Origin of the sequence: Nostoc sp., from assembly GCF_036917415.1 — a bacterium.
In the GTDB taxonomy this organism is placed as follows: domain Bacteria; phylum Cyanobacteriota; class Cyanobacteriia; order Cyanobacteriales; family Nostocaceae; genus Nostoc.
In genome coordinates this window covers 1-23173 of record NZ_JBALDJ010000002.1, presented here as the reverse complement: position 1 = coordinate 23173, position 23173 = coordinate 1, and the positions used below count along the sequence as shown (strand labels likewise).

General features: G+C 39.7%; 21 protein-coding genes. 8 read left to right on the top strand and 13 right to left on the bottom strand.

From position 1 onward, the window contains the following. Nucleotide 1 precedes the first annotated feature (1 nt). From V7K41_RS00210 to cysK, 3 genes are all read right to left on the bottom strand, one after another. Complete coding sequence (locus V7K41_RS00210; RefSeq protein WP_334822762.1) at nt 2–712, bottom strand: response regulator transcription factor; 711 nt, start codon at nt 710–712, stop codon at nt 2–4. 100 nt (nt 713–812) lie between these two features. Next, nucleotides 813–1508 (bottom strand): LabA-like NYN domain-containing protein, encoded by a 696-nt coding sequence (locus tag V7K41_RS00205; protein WP_334845162.1) that lies wholly within the window; start codon nt 1506–1508, stop codon nt 813–815. Nucleotides 1509–2189: 681 nt separating this feature from the next. Then, the gene (gene cysK / locus V7K41_RS00200) at nt 2190–3149 is read right to left on the bottom strand and encodes a cysteine synthase A (protein WP_334845161.1); all 960 of its coding nucleotides are present in this window, start codon (nt 3147–3149) and stop codon (nt 2190–2192) included. A 1019-nt stretch (nt 3150–4168) separates the two neighbouring features. On the opposite strand from cysK, the gene V7K41_RS00195 reads away from it, so the two are divergent. From V7K41_RS00195 to V7K41_RS00170, 6 genes are all read left to right on the top strand, one after another. Next, nucleotides 4169–4591, top strand: a complete 423-nt coding sequence (locus tag V7K41_RS00195; RefSeq protein WP_334845160.1) for a hypothetical protein — start codon at nt 4169–4171, stop codon at nt 4589–4591. A gap of 35 nt (nt 4592–4626) precedes the next feature. Further along, nucleotides 4627–4908 carry a hypothetical protein gene (locus tag V7K41_RS00190; RefSeq protein WP_334845159.1) on the top strand — a complete coding sequence of 94 codons (282 nt, stop codon included), beginning with the start codon at nt 4627–4629 and terminating at the stop codon, nt 4906–4908. Nucleotides 4909–4910: 2 nt separating this feature from the next. Continuing rightward, complete coding sequence (locus V7K41_RS00185) at nt 4911–5222, top strand: hypothetical protein (protein WP_334845158.1); 312 nt, start codon at nt 4911–4913, stop codon at nt 5220–5222. Nucleotides 5223–5572: 350 nt separating this feature from the next. Beyond that, nucleotides 5573–5935, top strand: a complete 363-nt coding sequence (locus V7K41_RS00180; protein ID WP_334845157.1) for a hypothetical protein — start codon at nt 5573–5575, stop codon at nt 5933–5935. Between the two features lie 148 nt (nt 5936–6083). Then, on the top strand, nt 6084–7091 hold the full coding sequence (locus tag V7K41_RS00175) for an LLM class flavin-dependent oxidoreductase (protein ID WP_334845156.1): 1008 nt from the start codon (nt 6084–6086) through the stop codon (nt 7089–7091). Further along, nucleotides 7081–7455, top strand: coding sequence for a hypothetical protein (locus V7K41_RS00170; protein WP_334845155.1), 375 nt, complete (start codon nt 7081–7083; stop codon nt 7453–7455). The genes V7K41_RS00175 and V7K41_RS00170 overlap by 11 nt, the downstream gene beginning before the upstream one ends. Before the next feature lie 128 nt (nt 7456–7583). On the opposite strand, the gene V7K41_RS00165 is transcribed toward V7K41_RS00170, so the two are convergent. From V7K41_RS00165 to V7K41_RS00155, 3 genes are all read right to left on the bottom strand, one after another. Continuing rightward, nucleotides 7584–7898, bottom strand: a complete 315-nt coding sequence (locus V7K41_RS00165) for an alpha-amylase family glycosyl hydrolase (protein ID WP_334845226.1) — start codon at nt 7896–7898, stop codon at nt 7584–7586. A 158-nt stretch (nt 7899–8056) separates the two neighbouring features. Further along, on the bottom strand, nt 8057–9028 hold the full coding sequence (locus V7K41_RS00160; protein WP_334845154.1) for an adenylate/guanylate cyclase domain-containing protein: 972 nt from the start codon (nt 9026–9028) through the stop codon (nt 8057–8059). 135 nt (nt 9029–9163) lie between these two features. Then, nucleotides 9164–9910, bottom strand: a complete 747-nt coding sequence (locus tag V7K41_RS00155; protein ID WP_334845153.1) for a Tll0287-like domain-containing protein — start codon at nt 9908–9910, stop codon at nt 9164–9166. 118 nt (nt 9911–10028) lie between these two features. Here V7K41_RS00155 and V7K41_RS00150 point away from each other — a divergent pair, with 118 nt between their 5' ends. Both V7K41_RS00150 and V7K41_RS00145 read left to right on the top strand, forming a co-directional pair. Further along, nucleotides 10029–13721 carry an NB-ARC domain-containing protein gene (locus V7K41_RS00150; RefSeq protein ID WP_334845152.1) on the top strand — a complete coding sequence of 1231 codons (3693 nt, stop codon included), beginning with the start codon at nt 10029–10031 and terminating at the stop codon, nt 13719–13721. A gap of 502 nt (nt 13722–14223) precedes the next feature. Further along, nucleotides 14224–15045, top strand: coding sequence for a calcium-binding protein (locus tag V7K41_RS00145; RefSeq protein ID WP_334845151.1), 822 nt, complete (start codon nt 14224–14226; stop codon nt 15043–15045). 139 nt (nt 15046–15184) lie between these two features. Here the strand turns inward: V7K41_RS00145 and hypB are convergent, their stop codons facing one another. The 7 genes from hypB to V7K41_RS00110 form a co-directional block, all read right to left on the bottom strand. Continuing rightward, nucleotides 15185–16021 carry a hydrogenase nickel incorporation protein HypB gene (gene hypB, locus V7K41_RS00140; protein ID WP_334845150.1) on the bottom strand — a complete coding sequence of 279 codons (837 nt, stop codon included), beginning with the start codon at nt 16019–16021 and terminating at the stop codon, nt 15185–15187. Beyond that, the gene (locus tag V7K41_RS00135; protein WP_334845149.1) at nt 16012–16353 is read right to left on the bottom strand and encodes a hydrogenase maturation nickel metallochaperone HypA/HybF; all 342 of its coding nucleotides are present in this window, start codon (nt 16351–16353) and stop codon (nt 16012–16014) included. Before V7K41_RS00135 ends, hypB begins: the two co-directional genes overlap by 10 nt. A gap of 19 nt (nt 16354–16372) precedes the next feature. Continuing rightward, on the bottom strand, nt 16373–17476 hold the full coding sequence (gene hypE / locus V7K41_RS00130; RefSeq protein WP_334845148.1) for a hydrogenase expression/formation protein HypE: 1104 nt from the start codon (nt 17474–17476) through the stop codon (nt 16373–16375). A 58-nt stretch (nt 17477–17534) separates the two neighbouring features. Beyond that, nucleotides 17535–18713 carry a hydrogenase formation protein HypD gene (gene hypD, locus V7K41_RS00125; RefSeq protein ID WP_334845147.1) on the bottom strand — a complete coding sequence of 393 codons (1179 nt, stop codon included), beginning with the start codon at nt 18711–18713 and terminating at the stop codon, nt 17535–17537. A gap of 184 nt (nt 18714–18897) precedes the next feature. After that, nucleotides 18898–19158, bottom strand: a complete 261-nt coding sequence (locus V7K41_RS00120) for a HypC/HybG/HupF family hydrogenase formation chaperone (protein ID WP_334845146.1) — start codon at nt 19156–19158, stop codon at nt 18898–18900. Nucleotides 19159–19238: 80 nt separating this feature from the next. Continuing rightward, on the bottom strand, nt 19239–21587 hold the full coding sequence (hypF, locus tag V7K41_RS00115) for a carbamoyltransferase HypF (RefSeq protein ID WP_334845145.1): 2349 nt from the start codon (nt 21585–21587) through the stop codon (nt 19239–19241). Between the two features lie 55 nt (nt 21588–21642). Further along, nucleotides 21643–22857, bottom strand: a complete 1215-nt coding sequence (locus V7K41_RS00110) for a hypothetical protein (RefSeq protein WP_334845144.1) — start codon at nt 22855–22857, stop codon at nt 21643–21645. Nucleotides 22858–23173 lie beyond the last annotated feature (316 nt).

Genomic DNA, 23173 nt, shown 5'->3' with positions numbered 1-23173 from the left:
TTTACGCTACCAGAGGATCTTCAAATTTATAGCCCACCCCAACAACAGTTTTAATAAAAGTAGGATTTGCTGGATCGGGTTCAATCTTTTTTCGCAACCGAGCTACATGAGTATCTACCACTCGTTCATCGCCAAAAAAATTATCTCCCCAAAGTTTATCAATTAGTTGAGTGCGGTTCCAAACTCGACCAGGATTACTGACAAAGGTGGTTAGCAAGTTAAATTCTAGGGTAGTTAAGTCCAAAATTTCAACTTCTTGAGAATTCATCTGGCGACTGGCAGTGCGCTGGTCTACATCGACAATAAAGTGTTGGGTACGATTGACTTGATGTTGTCCCCCTTGGCGGAGGCTACGCCGTAATAGTGCCCGCACCCTAGCTACCAACTCTCTGGGGCTAAAGGGTTTGACCATATAATCATCAGCACCAGTAGATAGACCGATGACGCGATCGATTTCCTCACCCTTAGCCGTGAGCATCAAAATGTAAGGATCTTTTGCACCTGGTTTCTGGCGAATTCGGGCACAAACTTCCAACCCATCCAAACCAGGAATCATTAAATCTAGAATGATTAAATCAGGTGGTTGCTCTTGAAACATCCGCAAAGCATTCATCCCATCACGGCTAGTGCGACAAAAAAATCCTTCTTTTTCTAAAGAGAGTTCGATTAAACGAGCAATTTCTGGTTCATCTTCAACTATTAAAATATCCATCTGAAATATAGGATCGAGCAAAATGGGCAAAGCAAAGACACGGAGACACAGAGATATCTTTTATGCGTCTCTGTGTTTCCCACTCTTTGCCTCTTTTTAATTAGAGGTTTGAATTTGACGCTGTGCGATAACTATAGCCAAGATTAGAATCTTTTTGAATGTGTGCTTTAATACTATCGAGGTCAATGAAACAGTCAGCAACATCAATCAAACTTTCACTAGTCGTTGTTTGCAGACTGACTACTTCCACTCGAACCCCCATTCTGCTGACAGCGTTCACAGCATAAGCTAAATCTCCATCGCCACTGACTAAAACCGCTGTATCGTAGTAAGGAGCTAAAGTTATCATATCTACAGCAATTTCTACGTTCAGATTTGATTTTTTGAAATTCTCTGTTGGTACAACGAGTTCCTTTGCCACTACGCGATAGCCATTACGACGCATCCACAATAGAAAACCCTGTTGCTTTTCATTACTGATATCAACTCCAGTATAGAAAAAAGCACGCAACAGTCTGGAACCGCTGGTTAAATGACAAAGCAATTTAACGTAGTCAATTTCTATGCCGAGTTGCAGAGCTGTATGGAACAGGCTTAAGCCATCAATAAAAATAGCAACTCGACCGCGATTTAAGTTATTCAAAATCAAACTATCAGGTGCAGGATCTCGCATCTTGGTATCTTTACCTTTGACAGCAGTATCGCTCAAATTTTGCCCTTGCCAATGTGGTTTAGTTTTGAGTACTTTAGATTCCTTAAATTCATTTCTTTGTTTGCTAAAATTAGTTATAATCATTGATACCTCTGAATTTTAAAGCTGAAAAGAGTTTTGAGTAAATTGTCTATAGTATAGTCTGTACTGATTTATAACCTAGCAGGTAATGGTCTTAAGTCACTATATGCAGATAAGCTTAACTGGTGCTAAACAAGTTTTAAAATAGACAGACCAAGGTTTTCACTGTTGTTAGGGTTAATTTAAGAAGATATTGCTTCTGCCCACAGATATGTTAATCTTTACCCACCGAGACAGCAAGAGTTTCGAGAAAATAATCTGTTTTGTAAGGTTAGGGACTGTTCTTATTAGGTCTGTATTGCACTCAACCCAGAAGCGCTATATCTATAGTTCGGGCAAGCATAAACTGTAAAACCTGTAATCGGGGCAACCCAACATAGGCAAGTTCCGCATAAGAATACCACGGCTTTTAAGGGGAATGAGCGTAGCAATATTTACGCAGCCGTGGGAATGTCAAGGAGTTAGCAGCACTAATACTGCAAGCCGGAATTCCAAATTTAAAATTCAAAACGAATGCAGTATAACCGTTTGGTTGATTTTGAATGGATGGTTTATTTACGCCGTGCTGTACTAGTAATGTAATATGAGATGCGATCGCACCTCAAAAGGTAAGTTGCCTTAATTTATATAAGAGCCAAATGAGAAGGACAGAGAGGTTCATTACTCTCTTGTCCCCCTGTCTTTTTAACGAACGCCAGCGGTTTCTAAAGACAAATCTTGAAACATGGGTGTGCTGAGATAACGTTCGCCAAAGGAAGGCTGAATCATCACAATTAAACGTCCGGCATTTTCTGGACGTTTACCTACTTGAATTGCAGCACACAAAGCTGCACCAGAGGATATGCCAGACAATAAGCCTTCTTCTTTTGCCAAACGTCGCCCATAGGCGATCGCTTGTTCATCGCTGACTCTAATTACTTCATTAACCAATTCTAGGCAAAGAACATCTGGGATAAATCCGGCCCCAATACCTTGAATTTTATGTGGCCCGGCTTCACCACCAGAGAGGACTGGGCTATTGCTGGGTTCAACTGCGATCGCCTTAAAAGTCGGCTTGCGCTGTTTGAGTACTTCTGCAATCCCAGTAATCGTTCCACCAGTACCTACCCCAGCAATGAGAATATCTACTTCCCCATCTGTATCTGCCCAAATTTCTTCGGCGGTGGTTTCTCGGTGAACTTTGGGATTAGCAGGGTTGCGGAACTGTTGCAGCATGAAAGCATTGGGAGTATTAGCCACAATTTCTTCGGCTTTGCGAATTGCTCCTCGCATACCCTCAGTGCCTGGTGTCAATTCTAAAGCTGCACCATAAGCTCTAAGCATAGCCCGTCGTTCTTGGCTCATAGTCTCTGGCATCGTCAAAATCAAACGGTAGCCACGCGCTGCTGCTACCATCGCTAGAGCAATTCCTGTATTACCTGAAGTAGGCTCTACTAAAATGGTCTTTCCTGGAGAAATTGAGCCAGCGGCTTCTGCCGAGAGTACCATACTTAACCCGATGCGGTCTTTCACCGAAGCCGCTGGGTTCATCCCTTCTAATTTAACAACTATCCTTGCTACTACTCCTTCAGCTTGAGGAATCTTGTTCAGTTGAACTAAAGGTGTTCGTCCAATCAGTTCTGTTACGTCTTGAGCAATCCGCATTATTTAACTCCTAAAATCCTAAATCTTAGTACAGAATATTTACTTATAACAATAAGCGTTGATGTATTTCTTTTGCCGTTTCATGCCAATGAGTGCATATAGTATGTATTCTAACTAAACTACAGAATATGAAAGCTTAGGAAGAACTTTTATTAGATATTCCCATTGATTCTCACTTGAGAAGAGGCTAGCTTATCATTCTTCTATTTTACCATTTGGAATTGCTGACTATTGTCTCTTGGGCTAAGATTCAATTTTTGTAATTCTGTATATATAAATATTTTTTCTTTATTTTCTATTTGTTAGGAAAATATAATAATTGATTTTCAAAATACTTAATTGCTTTTCCTGATTTATTAGTCTATCTTTATCAAGAGCATTGATATTTTCTTTTGAGTACAGATTTTCTCAGTCCAAAATTACATCGGAAAGAGTCTTTAACCATTGCCTACATTGCTTTAAAGTTGAGTGCAAAAACACCAGAACCCCACCTCGGAAATACTAGAACCCCGCCCGAAAAACACTAGCACCCATACCCCAATGAATTTTTAAAATACTTATTAGGTGAGGCTTATAGGCTTTGAGTACTATTCTAATGAATTTAATAATCTTAACAGGGCTGGGATAAACTGTTTTGTGGAGAGCGGCTGATATAAATCGTATAGGATTTACGCAGAGATTCCCCTCTACCCCCCAACATTCCTGAGCGCAAGCTTAGTGAACTAGGGGGGACTTCTTAATCTCTCTTTTGAGAGTAAGATGAAACCAGATTACCGAATTTAAGTGCGTTACTTCTGACTGAATAATCCTACGTTTTGTGAAAAGGTTGGTAACTTTTTATGAGTTAAGGATCAGTGGCGATCAGAAAAATAACTGAAAACTAACGATTGTGAAAATTACCAATTACACATATTTTAATATCAAAACTGTTTGATAGGTAGAAATATACAACTACTTTAGATAAACAGCAAAAGATATTTTCTTACTGGGTGCATACTACCTAGCGAGGGAGAGCCAAGATGAAAGCCAAACTTTTAAATGTTCTCACAGTTTGCGTCGTTACTTTAGCAGTGCTTTCACCAGAAATAGTAGTATTTGGCATCGTTTGGGAGCGACATCTGGAGTTAGTAAAATCTCAGAATTTAGCTTGCAAAGTTAACAACACGACTACAGATGCTCCCGCCTTGGCTCCCTACACAGAGGGTACACATTCCCCTCAGACTAACATTCAATCCTCCGATCGTAATGTGGTTCATCAAATGCTTACTGTTGCTGAACAATATAAATTTGCTACTATCCTGCAATGGTTCTTCTTGTTAACCCCGATTTGTGTTGGGTTAGGAATTCTTTTTTACGACAGATATCTTGTTCATCGTGCTGCTGTCTTAAAAGAACAAGTTGAAATGTTGGAAAGACTGTGGCGCCAAAGTATCGAACAGTAACTTATTCACAATTTACTAAAATCAAGAAAATTACCATGACAGAACAACGCGAACAGCTGTATTTTAATCTGATTGATGAGTTACTTAAATGCCCTAATGGTCAAGAACCAGAAATTTTGGAATCTAAACCCGAATTGATTGATTCCGGTTTAGTAGAAACAATGTTACAAGTAGCAACTATGTTTGCCCATGAAGGCAATCAAGATGGTGCCCAATTTTTATTTTTTGTGGCGCGTGAGCTAGCTAAGGAATTAGGTTTATACCCTGAAGTTCCCAATACTGAAGTTGTAAATCCTGAAGTTGCAAATAAGGAGTAAAAATGTTGTTGACTTCAACGGATGCGGGACAAATAGCCTTAGAACTGCTCATGGCAGACTGGAATATTTCAGAAGAGAACAGAGAGTGGTTTACAATCTTTAACTCTCGTCTGATTGGGGAGAGTTGGTACACTGTGGAACTAGGTATAGAAGGATTTCCCGATCGGTGGTTTATTCAAGTATATGACAATGGAGTGTGCGATCCAAACTATACATTTATTTCACCAATCCTTGGTTCTGAAAGATTTATAGACTTTGTAAATGTGCCGGATATCATCGCAGAGGTCTTAGTTTGCGAACGCAATGCTCGGTAATAATAATTAAAAATTCAAAAGTTAGAATTCAACAATAATTCGTAATTCGTAATTAAATTAAGACTTAGAGTCAGTGACCTTCTAAAAGTCGTAGTATTTATTATGGATAGGGTTTCAATCCCAATCTATATATAATATAATTACGTTGGCAATTTTGCGAATTTTATTACGAATTACGAATTACGAATTAGAAATTACGAATTTTTAATATCAAAGTGCTTTACACAAATCTGAGGCAATCCCGAATGAGGTACACCTCTTTTTTTATGCAATATTTAATATTTTATTCCAGCTTGTTACACTATTTTGTCATGTTTAACTGATAAAACTATGTTATATTAAATAGCGTGATGGACGCTACAGAAATATCAGTTCTAATGATTGCTGAAGATATCTTAGCCAAAGAATTCACAAGAGTCGTCAACCATTACTACCCGCAAGTTGGAGAATTGCTGGATGGGTGTTATGTGAAAGTCATCACCTGTTTTTGGGGACGACCTGCCAGACGTTTGCAATATATAGGAATTTATTGCTCTGACGAGATGATTTCCTGCGTGCAAGCTCAAAAAGAAATACTTAGAGAAGTAGCAGACAATATGGGTCTAATCCAGGTTGTTTGCATGAATGCCAAGCGATTGTTGCGCGATCCGATGTCGAAGATCAAAGAGAACAACCCACGGTTATGGTTGGAGTTGCAGTGGGTTGCAACTTAGTGATTCATCGCATTAATTGAGAGGAGTAAATGCTTTTGTAGAGAGGACTTTATTCCTCAAATATTTAAGCACTTTAGTGCTTACTACAAACCCATCAACCACTAGAATAATCAGCACCTACGGTGAATATAAAGTATCAACGCAAGTAATGAAAACTGGAATTTTCTGCAATTACGATAATTTTCACCAAGATGCTCGTCGTGCCATCTTTGAGCAAGTTGCACTGGTAAAACAGGCAGAAAGCTTAGGTTTTGAGGAAGCGTGGGTGAGCGAACATCATTTTAGTGAATCTAATCTCAGCCCGTCTATGTTGGTATTAATGGCACATTTGGCGGGATTGACTTCAACTATCCAATTAGGCACTGCGGCGGTATTGCTGCCATTCCATAATCCCATTAGGGTGGCGGAAGATATTGCCACTTTGGATAACTTGTGCAATGGACGATTATTATTTGGAGTTGCCAAAGGCGGCCCCTTTCCTCAACAAAACAAGCATTTTGCGACACTCCCAAGTGAATCCCGTCCCAAGATGCTAGAGGCGATCGCACTGATTCACAAGCTCTTATATGAAACTGATGTATCATTTAATGGGCGATATTATCAATGCGATCGCCTGACAATTTACCCCAAACCATTGCAAAGTCAAATCCCAGTCTATGTTGCGACTGGTGGTGATGACGGTATCGAGTTGGCTGCTAAACATTCCTTCAGCTTGATGGGTGGGCCGCCATTTTCCCTAAAGAGATTGAAGGATACTGTTACTAAATATCGAGCCTTAAATTCTAGTGGTGCGGAAAACTTTGTGCTGGCACGCTTCTTTTTTGTTGGCAAAACATTTGACGAGGCGGTGAGTGAAGCGTTACCTTTCGTTCGCAAATTTAGCCAGAAAATGAAAGCTAATTCGGCTGAATTATTGCTCAATAGTGCGAATCCCAACCAAAAACCATTCGATCGCACAAATATTTGTTTCGATGAAGACTATTTGATTGAGAACTCAATTATCGGTGATGTGGGGACTTGTCGAGACAAAATCAAGAAATTTCAGGACGAATTAAATTTAGGTACGCTAGCACTCAAACCCTCGTCTGCGAATTTGCAAAAAAACCTGGAGAGTTTGACGCGCTACAACCAAGAGGTGCGAAATTATGTCTTCTAAACTATACTTGCTTCCTCCCGATGATTTACCTCCCGCTGAGGTAACAAAACAGGATGGAATGCTGCAAATGGAGCTAGAGCAATCTACTGGCAGATGCTTTTATCAAGCTTGCGATCGCATTACGCGAGTACTGTTGTCTAATTGTCAGTGGTATCTCACAACAAATGCTAGCATCCTAACATTAATTATTGACTGCCCTGACATATTATCTTACTGGCATATAGTCAGCAATATTCCCCAGTTGGGTAATAGGTTAGAGAGGTTTGCTAGCAATGGCAAAATTCGCGTTTATCCGCCATTTGGCAAGGGGATGCCGTTTGAAATTAGCGTAAATGAAATATCAGCTTATCGAGATTGGCTTTGAGGTAAATAGAAACTGGGAATCACACAAAATATAGCTTATTCACTCTTATCGCTGTCTTTCACCCTGTATTTTTAAAGTGCAGGGTGTTGCAATTGTTATCAAAGTTGTAACTTCTTAAAATACCAGTGTTATGGAATCATTTCCCCAGTGAGTAAAAAGTTGTCTTTACCGATAGATTCAGCGTATTCACGAATTGCAGTGCAGAATTTGCGGGAATCTTCTGGAAAAACGTGCTTGAGGCTATTTACCCTAAAGCCATCGCAGTCAGAAAGAGCAATCCAATATTGATAAACTCTTGCTAAAGCTGCGATCGCATCATTTTTGTAAAACCAGTTATCATCACTCTGGTTGTATACTACATCTAGGATGACATACATCCTGCGCTCGTGGGCAGCATCAATTAAATCTCTTAGATATTGACGGCTTCCAAAGTGGGGGTCAATATCTAAATTAGTGGGTTAATTTTGTGATGATAGGTTTTAGTTTAAACGCAAAGGTACGCAAAGTAAAGCGCAGAGGGACGCAGAGTTTTTAATATAATGCAACTTGTATCTTTGTTAAAGGGAGGCAAAGTTATGCTACGGTGTACTTTGTCTTCTGCTTAATTAGGTTTTTGAGAAATCATTTTATAGAGGTTATCAAACTGAGCTACGAGTGCTGGAGGAACAGCCGTAAAATGAATATAAAAGCTTCCTGTGGTTGCTACTTTTTCTAATACTTTGGCATAGATATCTTCACTTACTTGTGTTGGGTTTTGAGATATGAAAAGATTAATTTTAATATTAGTTAAGTTATAAGGTATTTCATTAGGGATATCTACTTGTAATTCGGCTCCTTTTGTTGATAGTTTAATTAAATGTCCTGAAAAAACCGGATTACCCATTTGCTTGTCATGCAGAATAGTGTATAAAAGCGGAATTTCTTGAGGAACAGGGAAAAATATTTCTTCGTCTTTGGGTAAATAAAGATTGTATCGTCCACCCACACCATATACTTCGTAAATGGTAATTGGTTGGCTCATACCTTTCGGCTGAACTTGCTTTTGTCCAAGAATTTTGACGCTCGATCTAACTTCTTTGAAAGTCTGCTCTGAAATGAGAATTTGACCGCCACTAGTATATGACTCAATTCGATATGTGAGATTTACTTGACTACCTACAATTCCATATTTAGTCCGCTTCTCGGAACCAATATTGCCGACTATAACTTCACCTGTGTTAATACCAATCCCCATTTCTAATGGTGGCCAGCCGAGGGTTTTCATCTTTTCATTAACGCCACCCATTGCTAATTGCATGGCACAGGCGCAAGTAACGGCTCTGAGGGCATCATCTTCTTTAGCGATCGGGGCACCAAATAATACCAGAATACCATCCCCCATAAACTCATCAATAGTACCTTGGTAATGATTAATCACATCCGCCATGTATTCTAAATAGAGGTTAAGAATATGAATTACTTCTTCTGGCAAAAAGCGTTCTGAGAGAGCAGTGAAGCCTCGTAAGTCAGAGGTGAGGATAGTAATTTTGCGTCGTTCACCACCGAGTTTTAATCTTTCAGGGCTTTCTAACAAGTTAGCGACAACCGTATCACTTAAATATCGTCCGAAAACTTGGCGAATTAATTGGTTTCTTTTTTCTAATTCAGTATTGGTTTCTGCTAAATCTGTGGTTCGTTCTCTAATTCGATGTTCTAAATTTCTCCCGTTTTATCGAAGTTTCCCAACAACAAGTGTCAATCCTGAGAGTCCTAAGACTGACATACCGCCTAACATGGCGAAGGTTCCTTGGAGACTTTGGTTGGTTTTGGTGATTAAATTATCGAGAGATTGAGAAATTTGCCACGCTCCAGCAACATCTCCTACTTCCCAGTTTTTCTTTGGACTGGTGGGATCTGTGTTATGGCAAGTTACGCAACTTGATTTCATAAGGCTGGCTTGTGCATAACGCAAGGTGGTATATCCATTTTGCTTCTCAAGACGATAAAATTTTTGACGAGGATTTTCTTTCAAGAAGTTGAGTGCGTCCCGCTCAAATGCGTCTCTTGCTCCCCCTTTCGTTTTACGCCAAGGATATGGATAGTTACTGTACAGCCGTACAGACATTTCGGCATTTTTTTCACTAATTTGCTCACCAAGTTCGATCGCAAAAGTTGAGGGTAAGGGGATTGCGCCCTTGGTATTGAGGTAAGCGTGGGTGACGGTAATTCCAGGTACGGGTTTAGCTCGCTCTGCGGCTGCAACACTGTAGAGGTCAAATGCTTGAGTCAATGATTGGATATTCAAGGCAGCATTTTGAAGCGCTTGGGATTCAATTAAGCTCGATGAAAGCGCAGACATATTATAAATTGCTATAGCGATCGCTCCACATAACATCAGTGTGAGTACAAGAGTAATCCTCTGCAACAGTAAGCGTAAAAGCGAGTCCCAAATTCGATTAATTAATGACTGAACCATAAGCCTTATGTAAAGAATTTGTAAAATATTGCATATTTTTTTGCTATTCTCTGATAAATGAATTATGCCATTCTATAAGTAGAATTTAAAGTGTCTTTAATTTTTGTCGATCGCAGCAATGGATATTGAGCAAGCACTCGCATTTACAGACGCTCTCGTTTTTGCCAAGTCAAGAATTCATTTGAGCGATCTCCAACAAGCTATGTTGCGTGAGTCTTGGTCTTTGGAACGCCAAAGTTACGATCGCATTGCCGATATTTATGGCTATTCTCCAGCTTACTTAAAACATGATGTTGGCCCCAAACTATGGAAGCTACTTTCAGAAGTTTTAGCAGAAAAAGTTAATAAAACTAGTTTTAGAACAGCAATCGATCGCCGATTTCAAATAGAGAATACGACTGTACAATCAAATCAAGTTAAAGAGAATGTCTTTGAGAATATTGAAGAAAAAACGCGAACAAAATTAGCTGATAATCTGCTAATTGCAGAAGCGAATACTTCGCATCAAGATTGGGGAGATGCAATCGATGTTGATTTTTTCTACGGAAGACAAGCAGAATTAGCTCAGTTGCAGCAGTGGATTTTGGTTGATCGGTGTCGGGTTGTAGCTTTGTTAGGAATGGGTGGAATGGGAAAGACTTCTCTTTCTATAAAGCTGGCACAACAATTACAGAGCGAGTTTAAATGGGTAATTTGGCGAAGTCTGCGAAATGCGCCACCAGTACAAGAGATATTAACAGAGTTATTAAAATTATTATCTAATCAGCAAGAAATTGATTATCCAGAAACCGTTGAAGGCAAAATTTCGCGTCTGCTGAATTATTTGCGATCGCAGCGTTGTTTAGTAATTTTCGATAATGTTGAAACCATCTTACAACACAACGATAAATCTAAATCATCTTATATTGAAGGCTATGAAGCTTATGGCGAAATATTTAGACAAATTGGAGAAATTCGCCATCAAAGCTGTTTAGTTATAACAAGTCGAGATCAGCCTCCAGAAATTCGCCTTTTAGAAGGAGCAAGCTTACCCGTTCGAGCTTTTCAATTGGGTGGATTACAGAAAACAGAAGCACAACAACTTTTGCAGTTAAAAGGTAATTTCCAAGGTTCAAAAGAAGAATGGAATCGGTTAGTTGAAGGTTATGCAGCAAATCCCTTAGCATTGAAAATTATTGCAACAACGATTCAAAAATTATTTGATGGTAGTATTTCTGATTTTCTTAAACAGGAAACGTTAGTTATTGGGAATATTCGCAATCTAATTTTTCAACAATTTGAATGGCTTTCTGAATCTGAAAAAACAGTTATTTATTGGCTTGCTATCTATCGTGATTCTGCTTCATTTGCAGAACTGCGCTCGGATATCTTTCCACCTATATCACCACAGAATTTAATTGAAGTTCTAGAATCCTTAGAGCAGCGCTCTCTAATTGAGAAAAACAAGCTGACACTGATTGCAAAACATCGGGCATTTTCACTTCAGCCGATGGTAATGGAATATGTCACCGAGAAATTAGTTGCTCAAGTTTGTCAAGAAATCTTGGCAGGTTTAGAAGCGAATACCGATCAAAAAAATTTGCTGTTCAAAACTCATGCGTTACTCAGAGCTACTGCACAAGACTATGTGCGAGAAACACAAGTTCGTTTCATCCTGAAGCCTATTCTTGAACGCTTATTACTAGATCGCTTATTAATAGAAGTTAGTGAACAATTCACAATTGAGAACCTACTCACTCAATGTTTGAACAAGCTACGAGGTATATCGTCACTCAAAACTGGATATGCAGGCGGTAATATTTTAAATTTAATTTGTCAACTGCAATCAACTTTAACTAACTACGATTTTTCAAATTTAACGATTTGGCAAGCCTATTTACAAGATGTGAATTTGCATAATGTTAATTTTGAATCTTCTGATTTGAGTCAGTGTGTTTTTGCTGAAACCTTTGGTATGGTGTTTGCTGGTATTGCTTTTAGCCCGGATGGAACATTATTAGCTACGGGAGATGCAGAAGGTGAGCTTCGTCTTTGGGAAGTTGCAACTGGGAAACTTGTTGTCAATTTTGCCGGACATTTAGGTTGGGTTTGGTCAGTTGCTTTTAGTCCAGATGGGCAATTATTAGCAAGTTGTAGTAGCGACAAAACGATTCGGCTGTGGGATGTCAATACTAGTAAATGTCTGAGAACGTTGTCAGGACACAGGAGTTCAATTTGGTCAGTAGCCTTTAGTAGTGACGGTCAAATCCTCGCTAGTGGAGGCGATGAACCAACGGTAAGATTATGGAATGTCAACACTGGGGACTGTCACAAAATTTTGTCGGGTCATACTGATCGAATTATCTCAGTATCATGGAGTCCAGATGGTCAAACCCTAGCAAGTGGCAGTGCCGATTTCACAATTCGACTTTGGAAAATTAATGGAGAATGCGATCGCATTTTAGAAGGACATAGCGATCGCATTTGGTCACTTTCCTTTAGTCCAGATGGGCAAACCCTAGCAAGTGGCAGTGCCGATTTCACAATTCGACTCTGGGAAGTTAGTACTGGAAAATGCTTCAATATATTACAAGAACATAGCGATCGCGTCCGCTCAGTGGTCTTTAGCCCCGATGCCCAAATGCTGGTCAGCGCCAGCGACGATCAAACTGTGAGAATTTGGGAAACTAATACAGGGCAATGTCTGAATATTTTATCAGGACACACCAATTCTGTATTTTCAGTTGCTTTTAATGCAGATGGTCAAACTATTGCCAGTGGTAGCACAGACCAAACTGTAAAGCTATGGGATGTTAGTACAGGTAGATGCTTTAAAACTTTAAAAGGCTATAGTAACTCTGTATTTTCAGTTGCTTTTAATGCAGATGGTCAAATTGCCAGTGGCAGCACAGACCAAACTGTAAGACTATGGGATGTCAGTACCGGGATTTGCCTGAAAAAATTCACCGGACATAGTGGCTGGGTAACTTCCGTAGCGTTTCACCCAGATGGAGATTTGCTGGCCAGTAGCAGCGCCGATCGCACCGTTCGGATTTGGTCAGTTAGCACCGGGCAATGTCTGCAAACCTTGAAAGGTCATGTAAATTGGGTGCAATCAGTTGCCTTTAGTCCTGATAGACAAATCTTAGCAAGCGGCAGTGACGACCAAACCATTCGCTTATGGTCTGTCAGTACAGGAAAATGCCTCAACATATTGCAAGGTCACTCCAGTTGGATTTGGTGTGTTACCTTTAGCCCCAATGGTGAAATACTCGCTAGCAGTAGTGAAGACCAAACCATTCGCCTGTGGTCGATTTCCACTGGTGAATGTCTCCAAATTTTAGAAGGACACACTAGTAGAGTGCAGGCGATCGCTTTTAGTCCAGATGGGCAAATCCTCAGTAGCGCTAGTGAAGATGAAACAGTTCGTCTGTGGTCAGTTGATACAGGTGAATGTCTCAATATATTTCAGGGACACAGTAACAGTGTTTGGTCAGTTGCTTTTAGTCCAGAAGGTGATATTTTGGCAAGTAGCAGCTTAGATCAAACAGTGAGAATTTGGGATAGGCATACAGGGGTTTGCCTGAAAGTACTGCCTGTCCTGACTCATGCGATGCGATCGCATATCGCATTTGGTAACTCTACAAAACATTATGCGATCGCTAGCGGCAGCCAAAACGGAACTATTCAGATTTGGGATGCCCAAACGGGTGAATCTTTAAAAACACTCAATCCTGACAGACCCTATCAAGGAACCAACATTACAGGCGTAACAGGAATCACGACAGCTCAAAAAGATGTCCTCAAAGCCTTAGGTGCTTTCGATATTTGAGTCAGAAATTATATAAACAATAGCTGATGCAATCAATGTGCAGGTCGATGCAATCAATGTGCAGGTCGATGCAATCAATGTGCAAGTCGATGCAATCAATGTGCAGGTCAAAAGAGTTATATGTCAATACAGTTCAGAATGAGCAACAAAACCCTCATGTAGAGACGCGATTTATCGCGTCTTCAAAAACTAATCATCTACACCAATAACTTTTAACTTAAGCGTATTGGTTACAAGTACACCGTAGAGAGAGATAGAGAGAGGTTTTCCAGATACCGTACTTGTCCTCTTCTTCGACCTTAATTTTTTAGAAGAATTCGACTTAATTGTCTCCTCAATTTTCCATAACTTATCTCCATCGACGCGATCGAACTACAAACCTAAAGTAAAGGAGTCCTGAAAAACGAAAGGGTAAAGCACCCAAAAACAGGATATTTCCCGGCTTACAACGAGGCTTATCGCCTCATCGAAAACATTATTCAAGAATTAAGGAGAAATTCAAATGCAAACATACATTGGTGATAATTCTAACAACAATTTTACAGCTAACGATGATGGACAACCTTGGTTACTCTCTGGAAAAGGAGGCAATGACTACCTAACTGGTAAATCTCAGAACGACACAATTTATGGCGATGAAGGTAATGACACCCTAGATGGTGGAGCTGGTAACGACACCCTAAATGGCGGAACTGGTAACGATAACCTATATGGTGGAATCGGCTTTGATACCCTCAATGGCGGCGATGGCAATGACAGAATATTTGACACAGATGGTATTGTCGATGGTGGTGCTGGCACTGATACTCTAATTGCAGACTACAGCCAGTTTGACAACGGTTCTGGTGTTGAAGTGGCATACCTACGTCAAAATGCCATCTTCAGCCGCTTGACTGGGAATCCCGTACTCAACTACAGCAATATTGAGCGATTTGAAATTACAGGCACACAATACGCCGATGTACTGCGTGGTGCTCCTGGCAATGACATCCTCAATGGTGGTGCTGGTAATGACGCGCTGTTTGGTGGTGCTGGCAATGATACCCTCAATGGTGGCGCTGGCAATGATATTCTTACTGGTGGTACTGGCGCAGATAAGTTTGTCTTCAATTTTAACCTTGAAGGACTTGACGTTATCAAAAACTTCAGTAGGCTGGAAGGTGACAAGATTCAGATTTCTAAAATTGGATTTGGTGTTACTGACTTCAGTGGTTTCAGCTACAATGACGCAACTGGTGGGTTGTTATTCCAAGGAAGTCAATTTGCGACTCTTGAGAATAAGCCTGCTAATTTCGCAGTTAATTTAGACATCCAGCTTATCTAGAATTTTGGAGAAATTAGTCTGACAAGTTCATAATTTGAACCCGACAAACTTACACCCGGAAATTATTTTTAACTTCCGGGTGTAATTTTTTTATTGTCAAGTCATTCATGACTGTATGGTAGGGTATGCTGCGATCGCTTTAGCATTTAGACAGCAAACTTTCAGTTATCCATTTATACCAGTTCTCTAACCCAGCACCAGTAGTTGCAGAAACCTGAAAAATCTGAATTTGGGGATTCACTTGTACAGCATATTCTATGCACTTTTGCACATCAAAATCTACATAAGGCAGTAAATCAATTTTAGTGATAATCATTACATTGCTAGCACGGAATATATGCGGGTATTTTATCGGCTTATCTTCTCCCTCTGTGACTGAGAGAATCACGACTTTTGTATTTTCTCCTAAATCAAATAAGGCTGGACAAACCAAATTTCCCACATTTTCAATCATCACAACTGAGTTCAGTGGCGGATTTAGTTGTTGTAAACCCCTGTCTATCATTGATGCATCTAAATGACAGCCTGTTCCGGTATTGATTTGTATGACTTTAGAACCTGTTTCTTTAATTTTTTTGGCATCGTTAGCAGTTTCTTGGTCGCCTTCAATGACACTGATAGATAATTGATGTTTTAAATCATTAATAGTTCGTGTTAAAAAAGTTGTTTTCCCTGCACCGGGAGAACTCATTAAATTTAAGGCGAGAATATTTCGACCTTTAAACCATCCCCGATTTTGGGCAGCTAGCAGGTTATTTTTTGCTAATATATCCTGTTCTAAGGATATTGTTGTGTTGTGTATTTTGGCATGAATTTGAGGTGCTTCTATATGAGTGTCATGACTGTGAGAATGAGTGATAACAGTACCATCAGGTAGAGTGTGAGTATGATGATGGTGATTATGTTCAGTTTCACCTGTTTCTAAATTGGTAATTTTGGTTTCACCATCATCAGAACAACCGCAGGTTACACACATAATTCCTCTATTTCTATTTCTTTAATTTTTAGTTGTTCACCAGTAAGTAAATCTAATTGCACGCTACCGCAGTTACAGATTCCAAATGGTTTATCTAAAGCAATTTCTGCACCACATTGGCGACATCGCCCTAATCCTGGAATTTCTAAAATTTCTAATATTGCCCCTTCTAAAAGTGTGCCTTGAGTGCAAATATCAAAACAAAATCGGATAGCGTCGGGCATAATGGCTGAAAGTTTGCCAATTTCTAATAAAACTCGCTGTACTTTTGCGCCTTTGGCGTGTTCAGTCACAATTGCCACAATATTTTGGGTAATTCCAAATTCGTGCATATTATAAATCTATTAAAGATTAACAAATTCGTGGCAATTGGTCGCCTACTAACATATCAACAATCCTTTCAGCACCAAAAACTGTTTTTAACAATACGATACCTGGGGGTGAGGTAATAACTTCGCCAATAATACAAGCATCTTTTCCTGCTGGATGTAATTTCATAGCGGATAAAACAGTTTCTGCATATTTACCCGCTACTACGACAACCAATTTTCCTTCATTAGCTAGATACAATGGGTCTAAACCGAGAATTTCGCAAACTCCGTTGACTTCTTCACGCACTGGGATAGATTCTTCGTAGAGACGAATTCCTACATTAGAATTGAGGGCAAATTCATTTAATACTGTAGCTAAACCACCGCGTGTAGCATCTCGCATAGCATGAACTTGGGGACATACATGGAGAATAGTTTCTACTAAACTATGCAACGGCTGACAGTCACTTTCAATATTAGTTTCTAAAGCTAATTCTCCACGTGCAATTAAAATTGCTGTCCCATGATTACCTATTTCACCATTAATTATTATTGTATCTCCAGGTTTAATATTGTGGGTGGAAATACTAACTCCTCGCGGGATGATACCAATGCCAGCAGTATTAATAAAGAGTTTATCAGCAGCACCACGATGTACAACTTTTGTATCACCAGTGACAATTTGTATACCAGCTTTTTCTGCGGCTGCTTTCATACTGGCTGCGACACGCCGTAAGGTTTCTACAGGTAATCCTTCTTCTAAAATAACGCTACAAGTTAGATATAAAGGTTTAGCACCACTGACAGCTAAATCATTAACTGTGCCGTTGACGGCTAATTCTCCTATATTGCTTCCGGGAAAAAATAACGGGTCTACAACATAGGAATCTGTTGTAAATGCGAGTCTGTCTCCTTGTTGGAGGAGAGGGGCTAAGTTGAAGCTGGCTTGGTCTTCTAGTTGTGAGAGAATTGGGTTATTAAAATTGCTGACAAAGATATCATCTATTAAATCACGCATGGCTTTACCACCGCTACCATGTGCGAGAGTTATATGAGTGTCTTGCACTTTACTTTGGCGACGGCGGGCTTGTTCTATTTTTTGGAATAGGGGATTTTGTATTGAGTTTGTGGGGGAAATATTCATATTAAAATTTTTTTAAACGCAAAGGGACGCGGAGGGAAGCGCGGAGGTACGCAGAGTATTAGTCTGAGGAGAAGCCGCAGGCGGGGAGGGGTTCTTGAGTTATTTTTGGTTTTTGGGCGATTGTTCTTTTGGCAATTGTGGAGAGTCGCCCGTATTTGTAATAGGCTGCACAAGCACCTTCGGAAGATACCATGCAAGTACCGATTGGTGTTTCTGGTGTGCAAGCTGTACCAAATACTTTGCACTCCCAAGGTTTTAAGACTCCTTTAAGAATTTCTCCACATTTACAAGCTTTATGGTCGGCTATTTTGAGGTTAGGAATGGTAAATTTAAGTTCGGCATCAAATTGGGCATATTCAGGTTGAATTTGTAATCCTGAATAGGGAATGTCACCTAAGCCGCGCCAATCGAAATTCTCTCGCACAGCGAAAACTTTGTTTATGGCTTGTAGGGCTACTGTATTCCCGCTTTTTTCTACAATTCGGTTATATTGGTTTTCAACTTCACAGCGATTTTCTACTAGCTGTTGTAATAGCATCCAAATTGATTGGAGAATATCTAAAGGTTCAAATCCTGAGACAACTATTGGCTTATTATATTGTTGAGAAATAAATTGATAAGGGTCAGTACCAATTACCATGCTGACATGGCCGGGCCCAACAAATCCATCTAGCTGTAAGTCGGGATTATCTAATAGTGCTTTCAGGGCGGGAATCACAAGAACGTGATTGCTAAACATACTAAAGTTATGAATTTTTTCGGTTGCTGCTTGCAGGATGGTGAAGGCGGTGCTGGGGGCTGTGGTTTCAAAGCCTAATGCGAAAAAAACTACTTCTTTGTCGGGGTTATCTTTGGCAATTTGTAGGCTATCTAGGGGAGAGTACACCATACGGATGTCTGCACCTTGTGCCCTGGCTTGTAGTAAACTCGTTTTGGAGCCAGGAACTCGCATTGCGTCGCCAAAGGTGGCAAAGATGACGTTATGATTTTGGGAGATTGCGATCGCATCATCTAATCTCCCTTTTGGCATAACGCATACTGGACAACCAGGCCCATGAATTAGCTCAATGGTTTGGGGTAAAATTTCTTCGATGCCATATTTAAATATGGAATGGGTATGTCCGCCGCATACTTCCATGATTTTGATAGGTTTTTCTAGTCGATGGCATAATTTGGCGATTTCGCAGTATAACGCTTCAGCTTTTTCCGGTTCGCGGAATTCGTCAACATATTTCATAGGAAGTGAGGAGTAGTGAGTTTTATGTATCTGTTAATTTCGCTTTTGTGGTAGAGAGTTTTTTTTACGTAGACGCAAAGCGGCTTGCCGCAGGCTACCGCAAAGGACGCAAAGGGCGCGAAGGAAGAAAGAAATTTTAGACTTTTTCTCTGCGCCTCTGCGTGAGGCAAAAACGGTCTATTATTTAAGTATTAATTCCTGCTTCTGCTGCTGTTAATTCTTGGAATAGTTGTAATGTTTCTGCCGCTTCTTGTTCGTTAATTCGATTCATGGCAAAGCCAACATGCACTAATACCCAATCTCCAATACAAGCTTCGGGGGGATGTTGTTCATCTACGATACAAGCAATATTTACTTCGCGCTTAACACCACCAATGTTAACTGTGGCTAATTTATGGTTAACATCGGTAATTTCTATAATTTGTCCGGGAATTCCTAAGCACATTTTTGTTTTTTAAGATAAATTAACCACAGAGGCGCAGAGAACGCAGAGAGAATTATTTGTAAGAACAATTTTGTCAAATATCAAGACTCATGTATTAATTGTGCGGCTGCAATCACTGCTTGTCCTAAAGATAATCCACCGTCATTAGCTGGAACTAAGCTGTGAGTAAGTACTTTTATTCCCAATGTTTGTAATCTTTTGGTAACTTGCTCTAACAATATACAATTTTGAAATACTCCTCCTGTTAGGGCTACCTGAGAAATCAGATTTTCTTGACTAAGATGCTTAACCATTTCCACAATCGTATTAGCTAAACCTTTGTGAAATTTGGCAGCCATAACTGGTTGTGGAATCTGCTGCTGTAAGTCATCGAGCAAAGCTTGCCACATTGGGCGTGGGTCTATACAATAAATACTATCTGAAAAGCTAAAACTAAAAGGATATATTAGCGTTTCTTTATTATTATTTAAGCTGCTAACATCTACTATAGCTTCCATTGCGATCGCAGCCTGTCCTTCATAGATACATTCGTCTCTATAAATACCGATAGCTGCTGCCACTGCATCGAACAATCGTCCCACTGAGGAAGCTGGAGGAGAGTTAATTCCTTTATCTAGAAGTTGATTGAGTAGCTTAATTGGCTTGTTTATCAAAAACTTAAATATTTCTAAATCAGCATACTTTTGTTCGCAATCATTCCAAAGGTTAACAGCTACTAATTGCGCATAAGTATTACGCCAAGGCTGATAAATTGCTTGTTCGCCACCAATCATTGCTACTGATTTAAATGTTGCTAGTCGCTGAAATTTTCGGTAATCTGCTAAAAGAAATTCTCCACCCCAGAGTGTACCATCATCGCCGTAACCTAAACCATCTAAAGCAATACCTAATATTGGAGATGAATCTAGAGGAATCCCATTTTCTGCCATACAAGCGGCAATATGAGCGTGATGATGTTGAATGGGATAAATTTTGATTTGATTTGTGTCTGCAAGTTCTTTACCAAGTTTGCTTGAGAGATATTCAGGATGTTTATCAATGGCGATTACTTCTGGTTGATGCTCAAATAAATTTAAGTATAAATTTAAAGTTTCTTGGTAAGCGTTGAAAGCGGCAGCATTTTCTAAATCTCCTAGATGTTGAGAGAGAATCGCTTCTCCTTCACGCAATAAACAAAAGGTATTTTTTAACTCACTGCCCATTGCTAAAATTTGCGGTACTTTGTGAAATCCCAGTGGTAAACTAATTGATGCTGGTGCATATCCTCTGGCACGGCGAATTGTTTGAGCTTTCTCACCCATAACACGCACAACCGAATCATCTACCCGATTAATAATCTCTCGATTATGCAAGAGAAAATAATCAGCGATTGTGCCTAATTTTTCCCTTACTTCGTCATTATCAATACATTGTGGTTCATCAGCAAAATTGCCACTTGTTAAAACAATTGGGCGATTCATCCGCCGCAGAATTAAATGATGTAAGGGCGTATAAGGTAGCATGAAACCAAGAGTATTTTGCCCTGATGCTACTGACGATGCTAATTGTTTTTTATCTGAAGCCTGTAATAAAACAATTGGTGCAGCAGAACTTGTTAATAATTCTTTTTCTTTGGCATTGACAATACAATATTGTTCAATTACTTCAATATCCCGCGCCATTAAAGCAAAGGGTTTATGATAGCGCTTTTTTCGCTGACGTAGTTTTTGTACAACGGTTTCCTGTGTTGCATCGCAAGCTAGATGAATACCACCTAACCCCTTAATCGCCACAATCTCACCTTTTTGCAACAAGGTACAAACAGCATCGACATCATCCAACATCGAAAACATGGAAGCAGTAACAGATTTCCCATCGGCGCGTTCTAACCAAGCTGCGGGGCCACAAACATGACAAGCTACAGGTTGGGCGTGAAAACGGCGGTTTTCGACATCGTGGTATTCCTTTCCACATTCTGAACACATCGCAAACGCAGACATACTGGTATTGTATCTGTCATAAGGAATGGCACGAATAATACTCAGGCGGGGGCCGCAATGAGTACAGTTAGTAAAGGGGTAGCGATAAAAGCGGCTAAAGGGGTCGAATATTTCTTGTTGACACTGTGGACAAGTGGCTGCATCAGGGGTAATTTCTGTTGTAATGGCATTACTGACACTACTAGAAATCACGAAACTATCAAATTTCAATTCACCTTCATAAGGAGTTCTAGTTAGTTGATTAATTCTTGCCAACGGTGGACATTCTGTTTGCAATCTGGCAACAAATTCTGTGATTGCTTCCTCACTACCAGATACCCTAATTAATACACCTTGACCATCATTACAAACATCTCCAGTCAAACCACAGGCTTTAGCAAAACGATAGACAGTAGGGCGAAATCCTACTCCTTGAACAGTACCGCCAACTCTAATTTCTTCAGTCGCCATATAAATCTGACTTTCCAAAATTACGAATTACGTTAGCGTAGCGGGGCGTAGCCCATTACGAATTATTAAACTGCCACAGCAATATTCGGTTATTTCCAGAATCAGCTATTACCGCCGTATCACCACAAATTTTTATCCCGTAACACCAATTTAAGCTATCACGTTTAGGTAGTCCGAAATTACGATTTTCACCTTTACTTTGAAAATTTATTTGTCCTGCCAACCCATCTGCCATTACACCTTGCAGTGAAAAAATTGATTCTGGCTTTCTCCATCCTAACAAACGAGAATTAGCAGTATCTGCAACTACTAACCAATCCCCAGCCACTCCGACACCATAAGGCATACTTAAACTAGTAGCACTAGGATAATAAATTCCTTGATTCATTTCCACAAAATCAAAGCTTTTTTGTCCTAAAACTACTGCACAAGGAGTATTATTTTCTGTTGGTATTCCCTGCCAAATCATCACCCGGTGATTACCTGCATCGCTGATAACCAGATTTTCTCCCCAAAAGGTGATGTCGTGACACCAACGCATACTCGCTGCGGTTGGATAATCACCGCCGTTTTCATTGCGAGATATCATATCTGGTTGTCCCAAAACTAAATCAGCAGGTTGACCATTTTCTGTTGGTAATTGATGCCAACTTAATACCCTGCGATTACCTGTATCAGCAATAAATAGCCGTCCTTGATGATAAAAAACACCATAAGGCCAATGCATTGTATTAGCAGATGCTTGTTGACTTCCTCGATTTGGTTCATTATCAATAAAATTAGCTTGTCCTAACACCAAATCTGCTGGAACATTGTTATCTTGTGGTAAATTTTTCCAAATTAAAACTCGATGATTCCAAGCATCTGCAACAGCTAACCCTTCACCACAAGCACAAATTCCAGTTGGTACACTTAAGGTTGCGCTTCCCGGTATACTTTTAGCATTTTGTCCTTCATGATAAAAGTCAGGTTGTCCAATTATCCAATCAGCAGGTTGACTATCTCTTGTGGGTAATTTTTTCCATCCTAATAATCGATGATGTCCTGTGTCTGATACCCATAAAGGGCCAGTTTTTGATAACAAACAAGCACCACGAGGCCCAAACATTGTTATGGGACTAGGTGCTACAGGTATCACTAATTGTTGTGGTTCAATAATATTACCTAAAATTACCTCTGCACCTTGAGGTGATAGAGGTAAATCTTGAGAAATTTCTGTTGCTTCTAGCGGTAATTGTGATTTGGGATTAATTATGATTGGGATATCCATGAACCGCAGATAGACGCTAATAATTATTTAAAAACATTAATATTAATCGGCGTGTAACAACAGTAACGATTTTTCATTATGTTTTTAAATTAAGTGAAAAATTAAGTGAAAAACTTTAAGAGACTTCCCTATTAATCAGTATTGAAAAATTATATCTCCCCTTTAGTAGCTTTTAATACACAGGAATATTTGGCAAGAGTACGCGATGTACTGAAAAAAGAAAGTCAAAGCTTATTTTGAGTAAGTCAAAGTTAGTTTTGCTTGCGGAAAACACCAAAATGAGTAAGTCAAAGCTTATTTTGAGTAAGTCAAAGTT

Excerpts from the sequence above, each read along its gene's own strand:
- V7K41_RS00210 (WP_334822762.1), bottom strand. The coding sequence starts at position 712 with ATGGATATTTTAATAGTTGAAGATGAACCAGAAATTGCTCGTTTAATC.
- V7K41_RS00205 (WP_334845162.1), bottom strand. The coding sequence starts at position 1,508 with ATGATTATAACTAATTTTAGCAAACAAAGAAATGAATTTAAGGAATCT.
- cysK (WP_334845161.1), bottom strand. The coding sequence starts at position 3,149 with ATGCGGATTGCTCAAGACGTAACAGAACTGATTGGACGAACACCTTTA.
- V7K41_RS00195 (WP_334845160.1), top strand. The coding sequence starts at position 4,169 with ATGAAAGCCAAACTTTTAAATGTTCTCACAGTTTGCGTCGTTACTTTA.
- V7K41_RS00190 (WP_334845159.1), top strand. The coding sequence starts at position 4,627 with ATGACAGAACAACGCGAACAGCTGTATTTTAATCTGATTGATGAGTTA.
- V7K41_RS00185 (WP_334845158.1), top strand. The coding sequence starts at position 4,911 with ATGTTGTTGACTTCAACGGATGCGGGACAAATAGCCTTAGAACTGCTC.
- V7K41_RS00180 (WP_334845157.1), top strand. The coding sequence starts at position 5,573 with ATGGACGCTACAGAAATATCAGTTCTAATGATTGCTGAAGATATCTTA.
- V7K41_RS00175 (WP_334845156.1), top strand. The coding sequence starts at position 6,084 with ATGAAAACTGGAATTTTCTGCAATTACGATAATTTTCACCAAGATGCT.
- V7K41_RS00170 (WP_334845155.1), top strand. The coding sequence starts at position 7,081 with ATGTCTTCTAAACTATACTTGCTTCCTCCCGATGATTTACCTCCCGCT.
- V7K41_RS00155 (WP_334845153.1), bottom strand. The coding sequence starts at position 9,910 with ATGGTTCAGTCATTAATTAATCGAATTTGGGACTCGCTTTTACGCTTA.
- V7K41_RS00150 (WP_334845152.1), top strand. The coding sequence starts at position 10,029 with ATGGATATTGAGCAAGCACTCGCATTTACAGACGCTCTCGTTTTTGCC.
- V7K41_RS00145 (WP_334845151.1), top strand. The coding sequence starts at position 14,224 with ATGCAAACATACATTGGTGATAATTCTAACAACAATTTTACAGCTAAC.
- hypB (WP_334845150.1), bottom strand. The coding sequence starts at position 16,021 with ATGTGTGTAACCTGCGGTTGTTCTGATGATGGTGAAACCAAAATTACC.
- V7K41_RS00135 (WP_334845149.1), bottom strand. The coding sequence starts at position 16,353 with ATGCACGAATTTGGAATTACCCAAAATATTGTGGCAATTGTGACTGAA.
- hypE (WP_334845148.1), bottom strand. The coding sequence starts at position 17,476 with ATGAATATTTCCCCCACAAACTCAATACAAAATCCCCTATTCCAAAAA.
- hypD (WP_334845147.1), bottom strand. The coding sequence starts at position 18,713 with ATGAAATATGTTGACGAATTCCGCGAACCGGAAAAAGCTGAAGCGTTA.
- V7K41_RS00120 (WP_334845146.1), bottom strand. The coding sequence starts at position 19,158 with ATGTGCTTAGGAATTCCCGGACAAATTATAGAAATTACCGATGTTAAC.
- hypF (WP_334845145.1), bottom strand. The coding sequence starts at position 21,587 with ATGGCGACTGAAGAAATTAGAGTTGGCGGTACTGTTCAAGGAGTAGGA.
- V7K41_RS00110 (WP_334845144.1), bottom strand. The coding sequence starts at position 22,857 with ATGGATATCCCAATCATAATTAATCCCAAATCACAATTACCGCTAGAA.